At 64.5% G+C, this 15,437-nt stretch carries 10 protein-coding genes; 2 read left to right on the top strand and 8 right to left on the bottom strand.

The genetic code is table 11. The annotated features are described in order from the left end of the window. Window positions 1-72 precede the first annotated feature (72 nt). Window positions 73-501 carry an IS200/IS605 family transposase gene (tnpA, locus tag THIDRDRAFT_RS20210; RefSeq protein WP_007042771.1) on the bottom strand — a complete coding sequence of 143 codons (429 nt, stop codon included), beginning with the start codon at window positions 499-501 and terminating at the stop codon, window positions 73-75. Window positions 502-961: 460 nt separating this feature from the next. Here tnpA and THIDRDRAFT_RS24125 point away from each other — a divergent pair, with 460 nt between their 5' ends. Continuing rightward, entirely contained in the window at window positions 962-4,384 is a 3,423-nt protein-coding gene (locus tag THIDRDRAFT_RS24125; RefSeq protein WP_007042770.1) for an EAL domain-containing protein, read from the top strand. Window positions 4,385-4,725: 341 nt separating this feature from the next. On the opposite strand, the gene nhaR is transcribed toward THIDRDRAFT_RS24125, so the two are convergent. Further along, window positions 4,726-5,631: a transcriptional activator NhaR gene (nhaR, locus tag THIDRDRAFT_RS20200; protein ID WP_007042769.1), complete on the bottom strand. Its 906-nt coding sequence runs from the start codon at window positions 5,629-5,631 to the stop codon at window positions 4,726-4,728. A 158-nt stretch (window positions 5,632-5,789) separates the two neighbouring features. On the opposite strand from nhaR, the gene THIDRDRAFT_RS20195 reads away from it, so the two are divergent. Further along, window positions 5,790-6,368 (top strand): TerD family protein, encoded by a 579-nt coding sequence (locus THIDRDRAFT_RS20195; protein ID WP_007042768.1) that lies wholly within the window; start codon window positions 5,790-5,792, stop codon window positions 6,366-6,368. A 498-nt stretch (window positions 6,369-6,866) separates the two neighbouring features. On the opposite strand, the gene THIDRDRAFT_RS20185 is transcribed toward THIDRDRAFT_RS20195, so the two are convergent. The 6 genes from THIDRDRAFT_RS20185 to THIDRDRAFT_RS20160 all read right to left on the bottom strand — a co-directional run bounded on the left by THIDRDRAFT_RS20185 (window position 6,867) and on the right by THIDRDRAFT_RS20160 (window position 15,361). Continuing rightward, the gene (locus THIDRDRAFT_RS20185; RefSeq protein WP_007042766.1) at window positions 6,867-10,643 is read right to left on the bottom strand and encodes a conjugal transfer protein TraG N-terminal domain-containing protein; all 3,777 of its coding nucleotides are present in this window, start codon (window positions 10,641-10,643) and stop codon (window positions 6,867-6,869) included. A 60-nt stretch (window positions 10,644-10,703) separates the two neighbouring features. Further along, entirely contained in the window at window positions 10,704-12,149 is a 1,446-nt protein-coding gene (locus THIDRDRAFT_RS20180) for a conjugal transfer protein TraH (protein ID WP_007042765.1), read from the bottom strand. An 8-nt stretch (window positions 12,150-12,157) separates the two neighbouring features. Then, window positions 12,158-13,147 (bottom strand): conjugal transfer protein TraF, encoded by a 990-nt coding sequence (locus THIDRDRAFT_RS20175; RefSeq protein ID WP_007042764.1) that lies wholly within the window; start codon window positions 13,145-13,147, stop codon window positions 12,158-12,160. Beyond that, the gene (locus tag THIDRDRAFT_RS20170; RefSeq protein WP_007042763.1) at window positions 13,144-13,761 is read right to left on the bottom strand and encodes an STY4526/YPO1902 family pathogenicity island replication protein; all 618 of its coding nucleotides are present in this window, start codon (window positions 13,759-13,761) and stop codon (window positions 13,144-13,146) included. The genes THIDRDRAFT_RS20175 and THIDRDRAFT_RS20170 overlap by 4 nt, the downstream gene beginning before the upstream one ends. A gap of 59 nt (window positions 13,762-13,820) precedes the next feature. Beyond that, a complete protein-coding gene (locus THIDRDRAFT_RS20165; protein ID WP_139058838.1) occupies window positions 13,821-14,507 on the bottom strand; it encodes an AcaB family transcriptional regulator in 687 nt (228 codons plus the stop codon). A 92-nt stretch (window positions 14,508-14,599) separates the two neighbouring features. Next, a complete protein-coding gene (locus tag THIDRDRAFT_RS20160; protein ID WP_007042761.1) occupies window positions 14,600-15,361 on the bottom strand; it encodes a phytochelatin synthase family protein in 762 nt (253 codons plus the stop codon). Between the last annotated feature and the right edge of the window lie 76 nt (window positions 15,362-15,437).

Raw genomic sequence — 15,437 nt, 5'->3', positions numbered from 1 at the left:
CAACACCGTCTAAAGCCGGTGGGTTTGAGTAACGGACTGAAAGTCCGGATACGCGTCGACTGAACGACGCGTCTAGGGCTCCACTCGAAATTCAGCCGCTGGGTCTGGCTCAAAATGATGCTCCAGGTACTGCTTTATCATCTCCTCGCTCAGCTCGCCAACGGTGGCACAAAAGTATCCACGCGCCCAAAAGTGCCGCCCCCAGTAGCGCTTCTTCAGCGCCGGAAATTCCTCGAAGAGCTTGCTGGCCGTTCGCCCCTTGATCCTGCGCATGATCTCGCTCGGCGCCATCTCCGGCGGAGCGGAGACGAGTATGTGGATATGGTCCGCACTCACGACCCCTTTGAGGATTCTGATCTCGAACGACTCGCAGGTCTGCCGCACCAATTCGCGAACCCTCTCCCCTACGTCCCCTCTCAGCACTTTGTAGCGATACTTGGTAACCCAGACAAAGTGGTACTCAATCCGGAAAACCGTGTGGCTACCGTAGCGATAATCCATCCTCTCTCCGCTCGTTGCTCCAGGGGCCAGGATCAACCGTAGCAGCGAGAGGGCTGAAGATGAAATCTGCCCGCCTGAAAGGCGGGGGTTTGAACCCTAGATATCGAAATCAAAGACGACTGGGCTGTGCTGCCCAAGCGTTGGGTGGTTGAGCGCACCTTCGCCTAGCTGGGTCTGTTTCGGCGTCTGAGCAAGGATGTGGAGATCCTCACCGCCACGGCCGAGAACATGATCCGCATCGCCATGCTGAAGAAAACGCTTGCAAATTGTGTGTAAATTTTTTCCAGACAGACTCTAAAGGACAAGATCGGTCACGTGATCTTCAGCGGCCCCGTCGCTTGGCGCTTGGCGAAACCTGCTCTGAATGCTTCACTGCCTTATCTAAAATCGGCGGCGCATCTTCCATCGGAAGGCGAATCGATCGCCCCCAATCTACACTCTACCCCTATTGAGAACATGCATGGACGTCACTCAGCGCGAATATCCTGGGCTCTTGAGCGCTGTCTTGGAGACGGTGGAGGACTTCATCATCGCCATTGATATCAGCGGGCACGTCATCTGTGTCAATGCGGCTGCGCGGCGGGTGCTGCAGGGCGAAGAAGGCGAATTGCTCGGACAGGCGTGGACAAAGATCTGCGCCACGCTGGGACTCAACCCCAGCGTTGTGATGGACCTTTCCGACACCTTGCCTCCATGCCACTCGATGGGGTACGGCTGGCAAGCCCGCCTCCCGGTGCCCTTCGCCGAGACACGAGCCATCGCTTGGCGCGCGCGAATCATGACCGCTGCTGATGGCACGCCGACTGGTACGCTGTTGGTGGGGCATGACCTCCCATCGGAGACTGAGCTCTCAGTTGCCGAGGAGGGCTCGTACAGCACCGAAGCGCAAGCAGCAGGATCAGCCGAGGCGACCGTCCCTGAACGGAGTCTCCCCAAGTGTCCTCGGAGGTGCGGGTGTCGCTTGGAGCGTCTTAATGGCGAGCGCATCAAGGTTGACAATCGATGCCACTTACAGGCGCTACTCGACAACTTCCCATTCGCCGTGTGGCTCAAGGACACGCAGCATCGCTATCTGGGGGTCAATCAGGTATTCGCCGACTTCGTCGAAGCGTCACACGTCGAGGCATTGATCGGCAAGACCAACGACGACTTCTTTCCGGCCGGTCTTGCAGCACGCGGTCACATGCGGGATCAGTTGGTGATGGCCTCGCGCGCGCAGAAACGTTTTGAAGACCAGGTGGTACTCAAGGGCGTCTCCTGTTGGCTCGAAACCGTCAAGTCCCCCATCATCGACCCGTACGGAGTGGTCGTGGGGATCGTCGGCTTCTCGCGCGACATCAGCGCGTACAAGCAGACTGAGCAAGCCCTGATCCGCCAGCGTGAGCAGCTGCGTCTAGTTCTCGATCATGCGCCGATCGGGATCTGGCTCATGCACCCGAACGGCCGGACCGAGTTCGCCAATCGCACCATCTGTGAAGCCTTCGGTATCTCGGAGGCCCAGTTCCTGGCCGCTTCCCACTACCGCGAGCTGCTGCCGGCCGAGCTCGTCGAGCAATGCCGGCGCTCGGACGCCAAGGCACTGGCAATCCACGGCCCCTCCGTGAGCCATGAGCGGCTGCCCTTCGCCGATGGACAGATACACGACCTGACCGTGATCAAGTACGCCAAGCGGGATGCCCGCGGCGAGCCCGAGATGGTTATCGGGATCAGCCTGGACATCACCGAGGAGCGTCTCAAGGCGGATGCGCTGCACGAGAGCGAGGCCCGGGCCAACAGCATCCTGAGCGCCGCGCCGGTTGGCATCGTGATGCTGAAGGAGCGGGTCTTCCAGGACGTCAACGAGACCCTGCTACGGATGATGGGCTACCGGCGCGGGGAGCTGATCGGCCAGTCAGTCCGGCTGCTCTACCCTTCGGATGCCGACTATGAGCGGGGCGGTGATGAAATCTACGCGAAGCTGAGAACCGACAAAAGGGGCAGTACCGAGACGCAGATGCGCCGCAAGGATGGGCATCTGCGCGATGTGATCCTCTCCTGGGCGCCGCTGGACGCCGACGACTTAAGCAAAGGGATCACCTTTTCGGTGCAAGACATCACCAGCCAGAAGCGGACCGAGCGGGCCCTGCGCGAGAGCGAGGGAAAGTTCCATACCATGGTGGACTGGACGCTCGATTGGGAATACTGGCTGTCGTCCGACGGCGAGGTGCACTACATGACTCCCTCGACCACCGAGCTGACCGGATATGCCGTCGCGGACTTCGAGCAAAACCCTGCGCTCCTCAATGCCATCGTTCATCCGGAGGATCGCAGCGAGTGGGAGCGCCACCTCCGCACACTAAGGCCCGACCCGGCTCAGCGGCACCCGGATCAGCTCGATTTCCGCCTCGTACAGAAGTCCGGTCAGGTCATCTGGGTGACGCATCGCTGCCGCCCCGTCTTCGGCGTGGACGGTCGCTATCAAGGGCGGCGCGTCACCGTCAGGAACATCACGGCGCAAAAGGCCGCAGAGGAGCAGATCCGCCAACTGGCCTATTTCGATCCCTTGACCGGATTGGCGAATCGGCGCCTGCTGCTCGATCGTCTCGACCGTGCCCTGTCGACCAGTGCGCGCAGCCATGAGTTCGGCGCGCTGCTCATGCTCGACCTCGATCATTTCAAGGCGTTAAACGATACCCAGGGCCACGCCGTGGGCGACCGCCTCCTCATAGAAGTCGGCCAGCGCCTGAAGCGCGCGCTGCACATGGATCATACGGTCTCCCGCCTAGGCGGTGACGAATACCTCGTACTGCTCGAGGGCTTGGGCCGATGCAACACGAGCGCGGCGAGCCACGCCGAGGCACTCGCCGAGCAGCTGCGGAGAATCCTCAATGAGCCCTATCCCCTGCTTGAGGAGGAGGGGGTGCACTATGCCACTGCCAGCATCGGCGTCACGCTCTTCCAAGGTAAAGCCGCGTCGGTCGAGGCCCTGCTCAAGCAGGCCGATCTAGCGCTCTATCAGGCCAAGGGTAACGGGCGGGATACCGTGCGCTTCTTCGATCCCGTGATGCAGGCTGCCGTGGACGAGCGCATGGCACTGGAAAAAGCCCTGCGGCAGGCACTACAGGGAGGCGAGCTGAGTCTGTATTATCAGCCTCAGGTCGATCGTGCAGGGCATTGCATTGGCGCCGAGGCGCTGCTGCGGTGGCACCGTCCGAAACATGGATCGATCGCGCCGAGCGCCTTCATCCCGGTGGCTGAGGAGACGGGCTTGATCCTGCCGATCGGCCGCTGGGTCCTTGAGGCCGCCTGTGCGCAGCTCAAGGCATGGGCCGGCGATCCGGAGACGCGTGACCTGCAGTTGGCCGTCAACGTCAGTGCCCGCCAATTCTATCAACCGGATTTCGTCGCCGAGGTCCAGGCAATCCTGGCGAATTCCGGGGCCAATCCCACCCGGCTGAAGCTCGAGCTCACCGAGAGCATCGTGCTGGAGCAGACCGAGATCGTCATTGAGCGTATGCAGGCGCTGCGTGCGCTGGGCGTGAGCTTCTCGATGGACGATTTCGGCACTGGGTACTCCTCCCTGTCCTATCTCAAGCGCCTCCCGCTCGAGCAGCTCAAGATCGACAAGTCCTTCGTGCAGGACATCTCCACCGATCCCAACGATGCGGCGATCGTGCAGGCCATCCTGGCGATGAGCCACTCCCTGGGACTGATGGTCATCGCAGAGGGGGTGGAGACCCCCGAGCAGCAGGCCTTCCTCCTCGCGCACGGTTGCGATGCCTTCCAAGGCTATCTCTTCGGGCGCCCCGTGGCTATCGAAAACTGGATCACCACGCACGACACATCGGTGAAACAGGTGATCGCTCCGGCAGGGTGGCACACGCCTAAGCGGCCACGGCGCTAAGCGCCAGGCGTGCCAGGAGGTTGAGGCAATGCCCACTCATAGACAATCGCGCTCGCCCATGCCCGCACACCCGCGCAAACCAGCCGCTGGAGTCATTTGGGCGAGTGACAGGAACTGGCCGTGTCCTTCCAGACAGCCGATCAGGTTGAGCAACCGGTCATGGGGCACAACCGTCGCAGACAAATCCGCTCATCTATAGCTTCACCGAGATCATGCAGGTCCACACGTCGACAAGGTCGAAGACCCGAAGGGTGACCGGGTGAAGGTCACCATATCCGGCGAGTTCCCGCTAACGGGCTCCCTCCTCCTAGACACGACGGCGCCGTCACGCCCATCGGGCGTCAGGCGCCCACGAAGAGTTCCGACCGGGCCGCTTCGCTCACCGCCACCACCCCGGGATGGCGCAGGCGCCGTTCGGTGGAGATGGCGTAATAGCGCTCGCGGACCTCGTCGGTGGCGCCGATCGCCTCCACGCGGTGCTGCCGGGCGACCTCCGCCGCGATCACGCTCGGTGCCATGAAGATCCCGACCCCGGACTGCCCGAAGGCCTGCATCAGGGCCTGGTCCTCGAATTCCCCGACGATCCGGGGATGCAGGCCCAGCCGGTCGAGCCAGTGCATGAGGGCGCCGCGCACGGCGGTACCCTCGGCGGGGATCAGCATGGGGGCCTCGTGCAGTGAACTCGGGAAACCGGGCCTGTAGCGCTCGGCGAGCGGCTGGGCGGCGAAGAAGGTGATGCCGCATTCCCCGAGCGGATGGTTGAAGGCGCGCAGGCTGACCTCGCCCGCGAGCGGCGTGTCCGCCAACACCATGTCGAGCTTGTGCAGCGCGAGATCGGCCAGCAGGGATTCCAGCTTGCCCTCGCGGCAGAGGATGCGCACCGGCTCGTCCAGATGCAGCGCCGGCTCCAGGAGCCGGTAGGCCACCAGCTTCGGTACCACGTCGACCACCCCCACCGAGAGCTGCCGCGGACGCCCGCTCGTACGTCCCTTCAGGGCCTCGGTCATCTCGGTACCGAGTCGAAAGATCTCCTCGGCGAAGCTCAGGGCCAGGCGTCCGGTGTCGGTCAGCACCAGCTTGCGCCCGGAGCGCTCGAAGAGCGGCACGCCGAGACTCTCCTCGAGGATCTTCAGCTGGCTGCTGATGGTTTGCGGCGTGAGATGCAGCACCTCGGCGGCCCGCGCCACGCCGCCTTCCCGAGCGACCGTCCAGAAATAGTAGAGATGGTTATAGTTGCTGCCCCGCATGGCGCGCTCGCTTCGAGAATCTCGAACAGATGATCAAAAACATTCGAATTATATTGTCGAACGCGCGCCGCTACACTCCTCCCCGTCCCTGCTCCAGGGCACCAAGCCCAGCGCTTCGGCCTGGAGCCAGTCATCATCATCCGAGGAGAACAGCCGACATGGCGATCAGTTTGCAGAAAGGCGGTAACGTGAGTCTCACCAAGACGGATCCGGGCCTGAGCCAGGCGCGCGTCGGTCTGGGATGGGACGCCCGCACCACCGACGGCGCGGCCTTCGATCTCGACACCAGCGTCTTCCTGGTCGGCGACAGCGGCCAGGTGCTCTCGGATGCGCACTTCGTCTTCTACAACCAAAAGACCTCGCCCGACGGGGCCGTGGTCCACTCCGGAGACAACCTCACGGGCGCCGGAAGCGGTGACGACGAGAGCGTGTCGATCGATCTCGCGGGCGTTGACCCCAGCGTGCAGCGCATCGTCTTCGCCGTGACCATCCACGAAGCCGAGAGCCGTCGGCAGAATTTCGGCATGGTCCGCAATGCCTTCATGCGGGTGCTCAATGCCGAGAGCGACAGCGAACTGGCGCGATTCGATCTGTCCGAGGACTATTCGATCGAGACGGCCATGGTGTTCGGGGAAATCTACCGCCACGGAGCGGAATGGAAGTTCAAGGCCGTCGGCCAGGGCTTCGAGGGTGGTCTTCAGGCACTGGCTGCCACCCACGGCGTGCGGATCGGCTGAATCGCGAGGTGCGACGACACCGGGAACACGCAGATGGCGGCGCCGCCGATGAGTCCTTCGTCGCGCATCGCCAGCAGGGTGACGATTTGGCGGTCGGATCCATGCCCTCGCCTGCGCCTATAGGTCGCGTCGTTCGGTGTCGTCAAACATACTTCCAACCAATTGATCGCCATCGTTCCAAAGCGTCTCGGGATCCGTTGCAACTAACCGCATGCGTGGTGAATCCAGCGCTCGGCCCCTGGATTGAGCGGGACCACAGAACATCCGAGCAACCAACTCGATGGCTGCCAAGCCAATATATATCAGCAGACCGAGGGCACCCATCAGCAGAGGCATCAGAATGCCCGCGAGCAACCAATGCCACCACTTCCAATGCCGAATCGAAAACATGGCTTCCCCTCCGGGACAGGAATCCTTCAACTCCTCGTGGAAGTCTAATCCACACATCAAATCGCTGTGCCATGTCGCCCTCGGGCATCACACCGCCGATGCCCAGCATCATGGCACGCTCACCGACTCGCCTCCCCTGATCGCCGCTAGACGATCGACAACAGTCGAGTAATCGATCCTCGCGGCATTGTCACCGACCTCTTGGTGATAGCTTTGATTCGACGCATCCTTCGGAAGGCCCGCCCAGATCTTCGACAGGTTGTAGGCAAAGCTATCGCTCGTCAGCGCTCCGCCCATCCAGTCATTCACACCGGCATCCCGGGCCAGGATCAGCGCCAATCGATCCTGCAATTCCGGCGTGAATCGCTCTGATCCGGAGAACCCCAGCCGCTCGGTCAGATCCTCAAGTGTCGAGGGGATGAACTGGTAGCGGCCGATGGCCGATCCGCCATTCCCAGCCTCGAGCAACTGCTGCTGTAGCATCCGGACCTCGTTCAGCGTCAGGGTCGACAGGTCGACCTGATCCTGATCGACGTTCCTGTACCAAGCGTTATAGTTGCCATGCGATTCAGGGACGGCGATCAGATCGAGCAGCTGCCCCAAACGCCCATCGGTGACACTCGGATGTATCAGAGGACCCAGGGCGCTCGGTCTGCCAAGCGGCCAGACTGCGGGGGACTCAGTCACCGGACCGAGCGGCGCGCTTTCGTTGTACTGCCCGATGAGACGAAGATCCGTATCATCGCGCCCCACGACAGAGCGCTCGATGAGGGTCGCGATCGCCTCACCCGCAGCACCGGATTCGGCAATTACCGCTTGACGGGCGACGGCTTGCTCCGAACTGGGGGCAAAGGCGAAGAGGGTCGATTCGGATGCCTCGCGATAGAGCGCGACCTGGGCCAGACTGAGACCATAGCCCTTGATCTGCGCCAGGCGTGTGTCGATCATCGTCGTCCGTGCGGCCGTCCATCCGGCCACACTGCCGGCCGCATCCCGACCGGCTTCGACCGCCTCGGCGACACTCCCACCACGCGACAGGGTCTGGCCAAAGGCACCAAACGCTCCAGCGATCTGACCGCGCATTCCCTCGGCACCCGCGACCGCCAAGGCGCCTGACTCGGCCGCCCGGATCCACAATCCACCCATCTCCCGCTGGACGGTCTCAGCGGCGGGTCGCGGCAGGGACACCCGATAGGCAATCTCCTCAGCGAGTCGCTGATGCTCGTCCGCGCGAATAAGGTTCGTATTGACCCGGTGTTGGTGAGCCACGGCCGCCGCACCGCCGTTGGCAAAGGGCTCGATCCTCGTCGGCGCCTGCTCGAGCACACTGACCGTACCGTCGGCCGCAACCCGTTGTGCCATGAGCCCAGCGACCACCATCGGACCTGGATCCGACACACCAGCGGCGTCGAAACGACCACGCGCGACACCGAAGGCAGGGACTTGCGTCAGTCCGTTGGATTCACCTGGCGCGATCGCCTCAGGCCGGCGCACGCCCAGCAGTTCGGCGTAGAGTTCCTGGGCCGCCACCTCAGCCTGCCGTTTCTCGTCGGAGCTCATCCCGTCGGCACGCGACCCGCCATAGAAGCCAAGCAGCAGGCCCATTCCTGCAATGGCGCGTGCCTGCTGGCGGTCACCCACCACACCACCCGCCATGAGGACATCGGCCTGCTGAGCCGTATCGCCCGCCAACCCGAAGCGATCGAGCGTCTGCTCCAGGCGTTCTTGAAGAATCGGATTCGCCAGAATCAGTCCGGAGGTTTCGACCGCCCCGACGCTCGCACTGGTCCCATATTGCCGAGCGAACTGAGAGGCCCGCTCGACGGAGCGAGAGCTCGTGAGCACATCCTGGGCCTGCTGGCCAAGCTGCTCGGATTCGTTGCGGCTCAAACCGGTCGTGTAGGTGTCTCCATGCCCTCGGGAGAGGTCATACGCCAACCCTTCGGAGAAGCTCGCCTGCAGACGATGGTCCGTTGCGGCTCGCTGCGCGATCGCCATTCCAATTTCGCTGGCCTGGGTCGCCGTGACGTTGTATTGCTGCTGAAGCCGCCCTGCCAACTCGCCTCCAAGCGTGCTAACCGCCTGCGGCGTTCGCGCGCCCACTTTGAGCGCCGCGCTCAGCAGGCTCCCGATCTCGTCCTTGCTCAGATGCGAATCTTTGAAGTGTTTCGACAGGTCTTCCGCAGAACTCAAGACCGCCGCATCCGCCCGACTATAGGAGGCATCCAGCCGCTGCCCCAGCGCATACTGCAAACTGGTCTGATGATTCGCCGCCGCCGAACTCGCCAGCGCCTGGCTGAGCGAGACGCTGAAGCTCTCCTGCGCCTGCTGCGCACTCTGCTCGGCCGAGCGCAGCGTTTCCTGGGCCGAGTGCCCGAGGTTAAAGGACCAGAGCAGCCCCGCCGCCCCCGGGGCCAGGGTCCCGCCGACCGCGGTACGCTGAAGCAGTGGTCCCACCGTTCCGGCCGCTTGAGGCTGCAGGACGTCGGGCGAGGTCAGCGTCTCGTTGACGTGGTCCCGGCTCTGCAGTCGGCCGGCCAGATGGGTGGCCGTGATCGCGCTGCCATAGATCAGCATCAGGCTGATCGCCGGGGTCGAGGCGACCAGCATGCCACCGGTGGCCAGATAGTCCTGCAGCAGCAGATCGCTTTCATAGAGGGCGCGGAAGGATGGCAGCACCACCCCCGCCTGATCCGACAGGGACTCGAAGGCCCGCTGTGTGGCAAGGATCAGATAGAGATTGGTGATCGCCAGGATCGGCAGCCACAGCTGGATCCAGAGCCCGAAGATCAGATAGCGCCCGACCATGGCAATCCCCATCGGCCCGAGCGCCACGGCAAAGGCCATGAAGGGACCGATGGCGAAGATGAAGCCCTCGAAGAAGGTCATCATGGGGCGCATGATGCGCACGAACAGCGAGGGCTCGGTCGCCCACTGGCTGTTGCGCTGCTGGATCGCCTGACTGGTCTGCAGGGCGGCGTTCCATTGGCCGATATCGTTATAGTGCTGGATGACGCCGCGCTCGAGCATCGGCAGGATCGCGGTCATCACCATGTACTGCTGGGCATCGACCGTGTCCTGAGCGAGCGTCGTCAGCGCCGCGCGCACCCGGCTGTCGACGGATCCGCTGTCGATCCCGAGCTTGGCGGCCACCGCCTGCCTGAATTTGGGCAGGAAGGACGTCGTCGTATAGGCCGACAGGCGCCCGTAGGCATCGACGCAGGTCAGCTCCTCGGGCGTCTCGCCGAGCACCAGCTGGGTGGTGCCGGTGACGATCGGCGTCTGAAGGGCCTCATCCAGCGTGGTCGCCTGGAGGATGCCGTCCATGGTCGCGCCACCAATGCGCCGGTCGACGGCATAGAGCACGCAGTCGGCCACGTAGTTGAGCCAGGACTGCTCGACGTCCGCCCCGGTCGTCGGGCTGTTGGCCTCGCCCGTCGTCAGCCGCGATAGGGCCGTCCGGCGCACCGTCGCCATCACCTGCAACGCATCGGCGAAGCCGTGCTCGGTCATGGAGGGGGTCGCGAACGTCTGCTCGAACAGCCGGGTGATCCCATAGCCCAGGTTGGAGACCGCCGACCCCACCACCGCCGGTCCCAGCGGCACATGGTCGACGACCCGCGCCGAGCCCGAATAGGCACCCTCGATGGTCACCGACACCTTGGGAACGAACAGCAGCGAATAGAGGATGAAGGAGACCAGCAGGCCCTGAAAGCGGATGGTCTGCGCGCCCTGGAGCAGTCCCTGGAAGGCGATGATCAGGGTACCGATCAGGAAGCCGATGCCGACGAAGCGCACGAAGCTGTCGGCGCCGAAGAGCATGGCCACGGCATTGAGCACCTGCTCCAGGAAGGCCGGATCGCCGATGGAATAGAGGGTCCACATCGAAGGTGCCTCCAGACGATGGCGGTGGACAGACGCGGCCTGGCGCGCCGCAGGGCAGGCTCAGGGCATCGTCTCCGGCTCACCGGACGGATCCCCGGGGGCGGCCTGGGTCAGATCCAGATAGCTCGGCGCCTTGTACTGGGCGAGCAGGTTGCGGTAGGTCTCGAGCAGCTCGTTGGGATTGCCGTAGCGCTGCGCCAGGGTGCCGTACTCGGTCCAGATCTCGGAGCGGACCGCATCGAGATGCTGGAGCAACTGGGTGGCATGGGTGTGCTGGAGACTCCCGGTCGCGAGACGTACGCTGCGCAGCATGTCGCGCACCAGGGTCTGGAGCATCTCGACGGCCAGCATGGGCGCGGCACGATCGGCGAAGCCCAGGGCCATTCCGGGCTCCAGCCGCGCCAGGGTACGAATGCCACCGCCGAGCCCGAGCGGGGCATGCTCCATGAAGCCCTTCTCCTCCGCGCTCAGATCCTCGACGCCGAGCCGAAACTTGTCGATCAGCCCCACCCTGGAGGCATCGCCGACCAGGAGCGCGCGCAGGCGCGGGATCAGACCTTCGAGTGCGGTCTCGGTCTTGGTCGGATGGCGACACTCGGCGCGCGAGGCACAACGCCAGACCACCACGCCCGGGCTCTCCCCGTCACCACTGCCGTAGAGCAGATCACTCACGCTCAGGGTCGGCGGCAGCAGGGCGGTCGGCAGATTGACCCCGCCATCGGCGGACGCCTGCAGCCCCTCCCCCGAGCCGACGATGAGACTGCCCGTCAGACTCATGAGCGCCTCGAGCAGCGCCTGGTCGCCATGGCTGTACCAGCCCTCGATCGCGCTGTCGGTGAGCGCCTTCCACACCAGATTCCCCTCGAACTGCGCGGCGGCCGCCTCCGGAACCTGCTCGTAGACGGTCTCCAGCGGTCCCTTGCCAGTGACTGTCGAGCGGTTCTCGAAGACGTCGCCCAGTTCGTAGAGGTCCGCCATCAGACTCGCCTCCCCCACCCGCTTGCCGCTGAGCGCCGAGGCGGTGTCGTTGACGATCCCTTGCGCCAGCTGACAGGAGTTGCCGAAGAGCTGGTTCATCTGCTGCACCTTCTTCTGCAGCTGCTCGACGATCTCGGCGGCGGAGGGGGCCATGGTGGTCAGGGCCAGCTGGAAGGCATAGCCGGCGGCATTGGAGGCGATGGCCCGCAGCAGGTTGGTGTACTGCTCGACGTTGATGAAGGAGAAGGAGCCGCCGAACAGATCGATGCCGCCGCAGCCGGCCTCGAACGAGGGCGGAACGAAGGACACCAGATTGGCGTCGACGATGCGGTTGCGCGACACCATCGACCCGGCCGCGAGCACCCCGCGGCGCTGCCCCAAGTGGGCCGTGGGTTCGGTGACGTTGACCAGGTTGCCGAACATGGCCTCCATTTCAGCCTCGAGATCGGCGTGAACCGACCGGCTGCCGAACAGACAGGCCCCCAGGAGGAGGATCGGCACAGCCAGGCGGAGCGGTCGAACGGACATGGCGGACCTCAATCGAGTGGCCAATCGGAGACGGCGATCGCTCCACCGCTCGCCACCCTTGCGCGCAACAGCGCGAGGAAGGCGTTCGGGTCTTCGGGAACCTCGAGCGGCGCGGCCTGCCCCCAATCGACACGCCAATCCGCGACCAGCGGCCTGGTCCGCGCATAGCTGGCATCGTCGATCCAGCCGGCCTCGCGGGCCGCGCTCAGGAGCCGCTGCTCAAGATCGCTCAAAGACAAAAGCCCCTGGGCGATCGGCACGATCCCCGAGGGTGGACGGACCAGGAACAGCGCCGGCGTGGAGACGACCCCGAGTCTGGCCGCCTGTCCGGCGTCCGGCAGGAAATGGGCAAAGTCACCGCCCGGCAGCGGGCGCGCGTCGAGCGCGATCGCCTGCACCCGAAACCCCGTCTGCCGGCTCAGAAAGCCGAGGACTGGAGCCTGGGCCGCGCAATAGGGACAGTCCGAGCGGTAGAAGAACCAGAGTCCCGCCGCGCCGGCCAGATCCGCGAGCACGGCCCGGCGCTCCTGGCCCGCGACGCGGTTGAGCAGGTTGGCATAGTTGCCGACCGGCCGGCGGGTCGTCTCATCCAGATAGGGATCGCTCTGGACGACACGCTGATAGGCATCGGCGAAGCGGGAGGCCTTATCCAGGGCGATGCGCTGCAGATAGAGATAGAGCGCGACATTGGTCGCTGTCGGATCGTCGATGGCCTGCTGCTGGTAGCGCTCCAGATTGGCACGCAGCCAGGCCGAGGACAGTGGAGCCGACCCGCTGGGGCTATCGGCCGGCGCCGTCTCCTGCGGCGCGGGCTCCTGCGACTCGGTCACCAGAGGCACGCCAGGCGGTTCCGGATCCGGCTCGGGAACCGTCGGCGGATCCGGCGCATACCAGAACCAGCCCTCGGCATCCCGGTCGTAGAACCGGGCATCACCCCAAACCGGCATGGGCGCCAGACCGATGACCGTCACGAGGAGCAGCACGCCACGGATACTCACACGACATGCGCCGAACGGGACCGCTCCGGGTCGCTCGGTGTGCGCCGTGGCGACCTCCGGCATCCAGGCTCGGCGAGCATCCCGTTGCGCTCCAGGGTGCTGCGCACTTGACGGACCGTCACCGACACGGCACGGGCCGTCTCCAGATACCGCTCGTCGAGTGGACGCTCGGCATGCTGTTCCCACTGCAGAAGGATCTGATCCTCCGCGTCCGGACTGGGATTCTGAGGGCGCCCGCCCCGGGGCATGTCCTCATCGAGTCCGAGAAATTTGCGCTGATCGCAATAGTAGGTGGCGGTCCAGCCATAGAGCTCGATCATGAGCTGACGGGGTGCGCCGGCCCGCAGCAGCGCCTGCTGGGTCTCGCGCAGCCGCTGCTGCTCGGTCACGCGCTGGATCGCGATGCGCGACTGGACCGCGTCGAGATCGATCTGCAGCGCGATGAAATGCTCGGCGAAATTGAACAAGTAGTGCAGATCGCGCCCCGGGAGCGACTCCAGGAAGCGAATCTGCTCCCAGCTGAACCCCAGGGCCAAGACCGCATCGAAATGGCCTTCGTGAATCCGCTCGATGACGAAGTGCAGAATCACATCGGCGGGACATGGCTTCTTCATGGTCGACTCAACTCCTTGTAGCACCGGACCTCCCGCCGGCTGAATGAAAGCGAACGCATTCAGACCGTGGAGTCGCTGCCCTCGCGCTCCGGGTCATCCTCATCCGCTGGCGGCGGGTTCCCAGCCAGCTCGCGCGCGGCGGCATCGACGACCTCGCGTTGACCCTGCCGCTCGGCGGCGGCATAGGCCCGCCGGTGCAGCCCGATGAACTCCTGACCGGCCCCGCCGATCCGGTTGCGCCAGCGAATCGCGACGGACAGTCGCTCCTTGCTCGCCAGCAGGCCGGACAGCCAGAGGGTGTCGAGTCCCATCAGCAATCGATCGAGCTCCTGGATCAGGTTGGCGTAGAGCGAGATCGCGGGCGAGGCGACATGGAGGGTCGTGGTGACCGGATGGGTATAGCGCGGACGGGTCTTGTCGAGCCCCCGGTCGGCCAGCAGAACCTGGACCCGGGCGATCTCGCGCTGGAGTTCGTCGGCCAACGCCTCGAGACGCTCGCGGATCAGGCTCTCGACCTGCTCGGCCTCGTCGTCGTCCCCGACCAGATGGAGAATCACCTCGATCCCGTAGAGGGCATGCATCGCCGGGCGCAGCTCCCGATCCCGCAGCAGACGCCGGGCGTATTCACTGTGGATGTTCAGGGTCAGATCGAAGACCGGACGACTGTGACGATAGGGTTGACGCGCCGAGACCGGAGGCGCATCGGACCGGCCTTGAGCGAGGGAGTCAGTCTCTTCTGCTGTCATCACGAGGACCTTGTGGAACCCCGGAGGGGCCTGTGTCACTGAGCGTGGATCGATATGTAGCGCGATTCCGACACGAGACAAACCGATAACGGTCACTCGGGAGGCATACGGTTTCGCGCGGACGGGGCTGAATCGGTGGCCCCGGCATCGATCTGAATCAGACCGCGCGAGCGACCGCTCACAGGATCCCGGGTCTGCATGGCGGCATGGAGCAGTGCCGCCGGAATCAGCTGAACGCCGAACCCCGGGGTGACATCGAGCACCAGGACGCGATCGCTGACGGGGTCATAGCCGCCGAGGGGCGAGAAGTGCCCGAGCGACACCCCATTGATGGGGGCGCGGCTGTAATTGACGATCAGGCGCCGCCCAGGGGTGTCGAGGGTCCGCAGCCGGTCGCGGAAGGCATCCAGGCTCAGATCGCGAAGGATCTGGACCCATCCGAGCCCATGACGCTCCGCGAGCGCGGCCACTGCATCGAGCGTCATGCCCATCAGCCGCATGCGCCACCAGCCCGCTTGATCGCCCTCGAAGAGTTCCTCCTCGCTGCCCACCGGATGCCCCAGTGAGACCAGCACATTGCGCAGGCTCGCCGGGCCGCACGAGGCCCCGGAGGTCTGGGTATGGAAGTCGCTCAGATAGCGCCGGGCCAGCGGACGCGCGGTCATCGCCTCGAGGGCGGCGCCCTCGGTCACCACCCCAGTGGCATACCGCTCTGGATGGGGCTGCGCCAAGTCATGCATGTAGAGGCCGAGCCCCAGCAGCAGACCGAACACGCTGAGCAGTCCGATGGTCCACCCACGCCAGCGACGCCGGCGGGCAGGTGGAACAGACGCGGGTTTGGTTGGATGAGCCATGGCAAAGGTCTCCATTTCGTGTCATGGCCATCCGGCCACGGGCCTTGTTATCGACCCTAGCGCGGATCGCCGCCCT

The organism is Thiorhodococcus drewsii AZ1 (assembly GCF_000224065.1).
GTDB lineage: Bacteria > Pseudomonadota > Gammaproteobacteria > Chromatiales > Chromatiaceae > Imhoffiella > Imhoffiella drewsii.
This window is presented reverse-complemented; position numbering and strand designations above follow the sequence as displayed.

What these genes read in the sequence shown, in the direction of transcription:
- tnpA (WP_007042771.1), bottom strand. Translation starts at nt 501, where the DNA reads ATGGATTATCGCTACGGTAGCCACACGGTTTTCCGGATTGAGTACCAC.
- THIDRDRAFT_RS24125 (WP_007042770.1), top strand. Translation starts at nt 962, where the DNA reads ATGGACGTCACTCAGCGCGAATATCCTGGGCTCTTGAGCGCTGTCTTG.
- nhaR (WP_007042769.1), bottom strand. Translation starts at nt 5,631, where the DNA reads ATGCGGGGCAGCAACTATAACCATCTCTACTATTTCTGGACGGTCGCT.
- THIDRDRAFT_RS20195 (WP_007042768.1), top strand. Translation starts at nt 5,790, where the DNA reads ATGGCGATCAGTTTGCAGAAAGGCGGTAACGTGAGTCTCACCAAGACG.
- THIDRDRAFT_RS20185 (WP_007042766.1), bottom strand. Translation starts at nt 10,643, where the DNA reads ATGTGGACCCTCTATTCCATCGGCGATCCGGCCTTCCTGGAGCAGGTG.
- THIDRDRAFT_RS20180 (WP_007042765.1), bottom strand. Translation starts at nt 12,149, where the DNA reads ATGTCCGTTCGACCGCTCCGCCTGGCTGTGCCGATCCTCCTCCTGGGG.
- THIDRDRAFT_RS20170 (WP_007042763.1), bottom strand. Translation starts at nt 13,761, where the DNA reads ATGAAGAAGCCATGTCCCGCCGATGTGATTCTGCACTTCGTCATCGAG.
- THIDRDRAFT_RS20165 (WP_139058838.1), bottom strand. Translation starts at nt 14,507, where the DNA reads ATGACAGCAGAAGAGACTGACTCCCTCGCTCAAGGCCGGTCCGATGCG.
- THIDRDRAFT_RS20160 (WP_007042761.1), bottom strand. Translation starts at nt 15,361, where the DNA reads ATGGCTCATCCAACCAAACCCGCGTCTGTTCCACCTGCCCGCCGGCGT.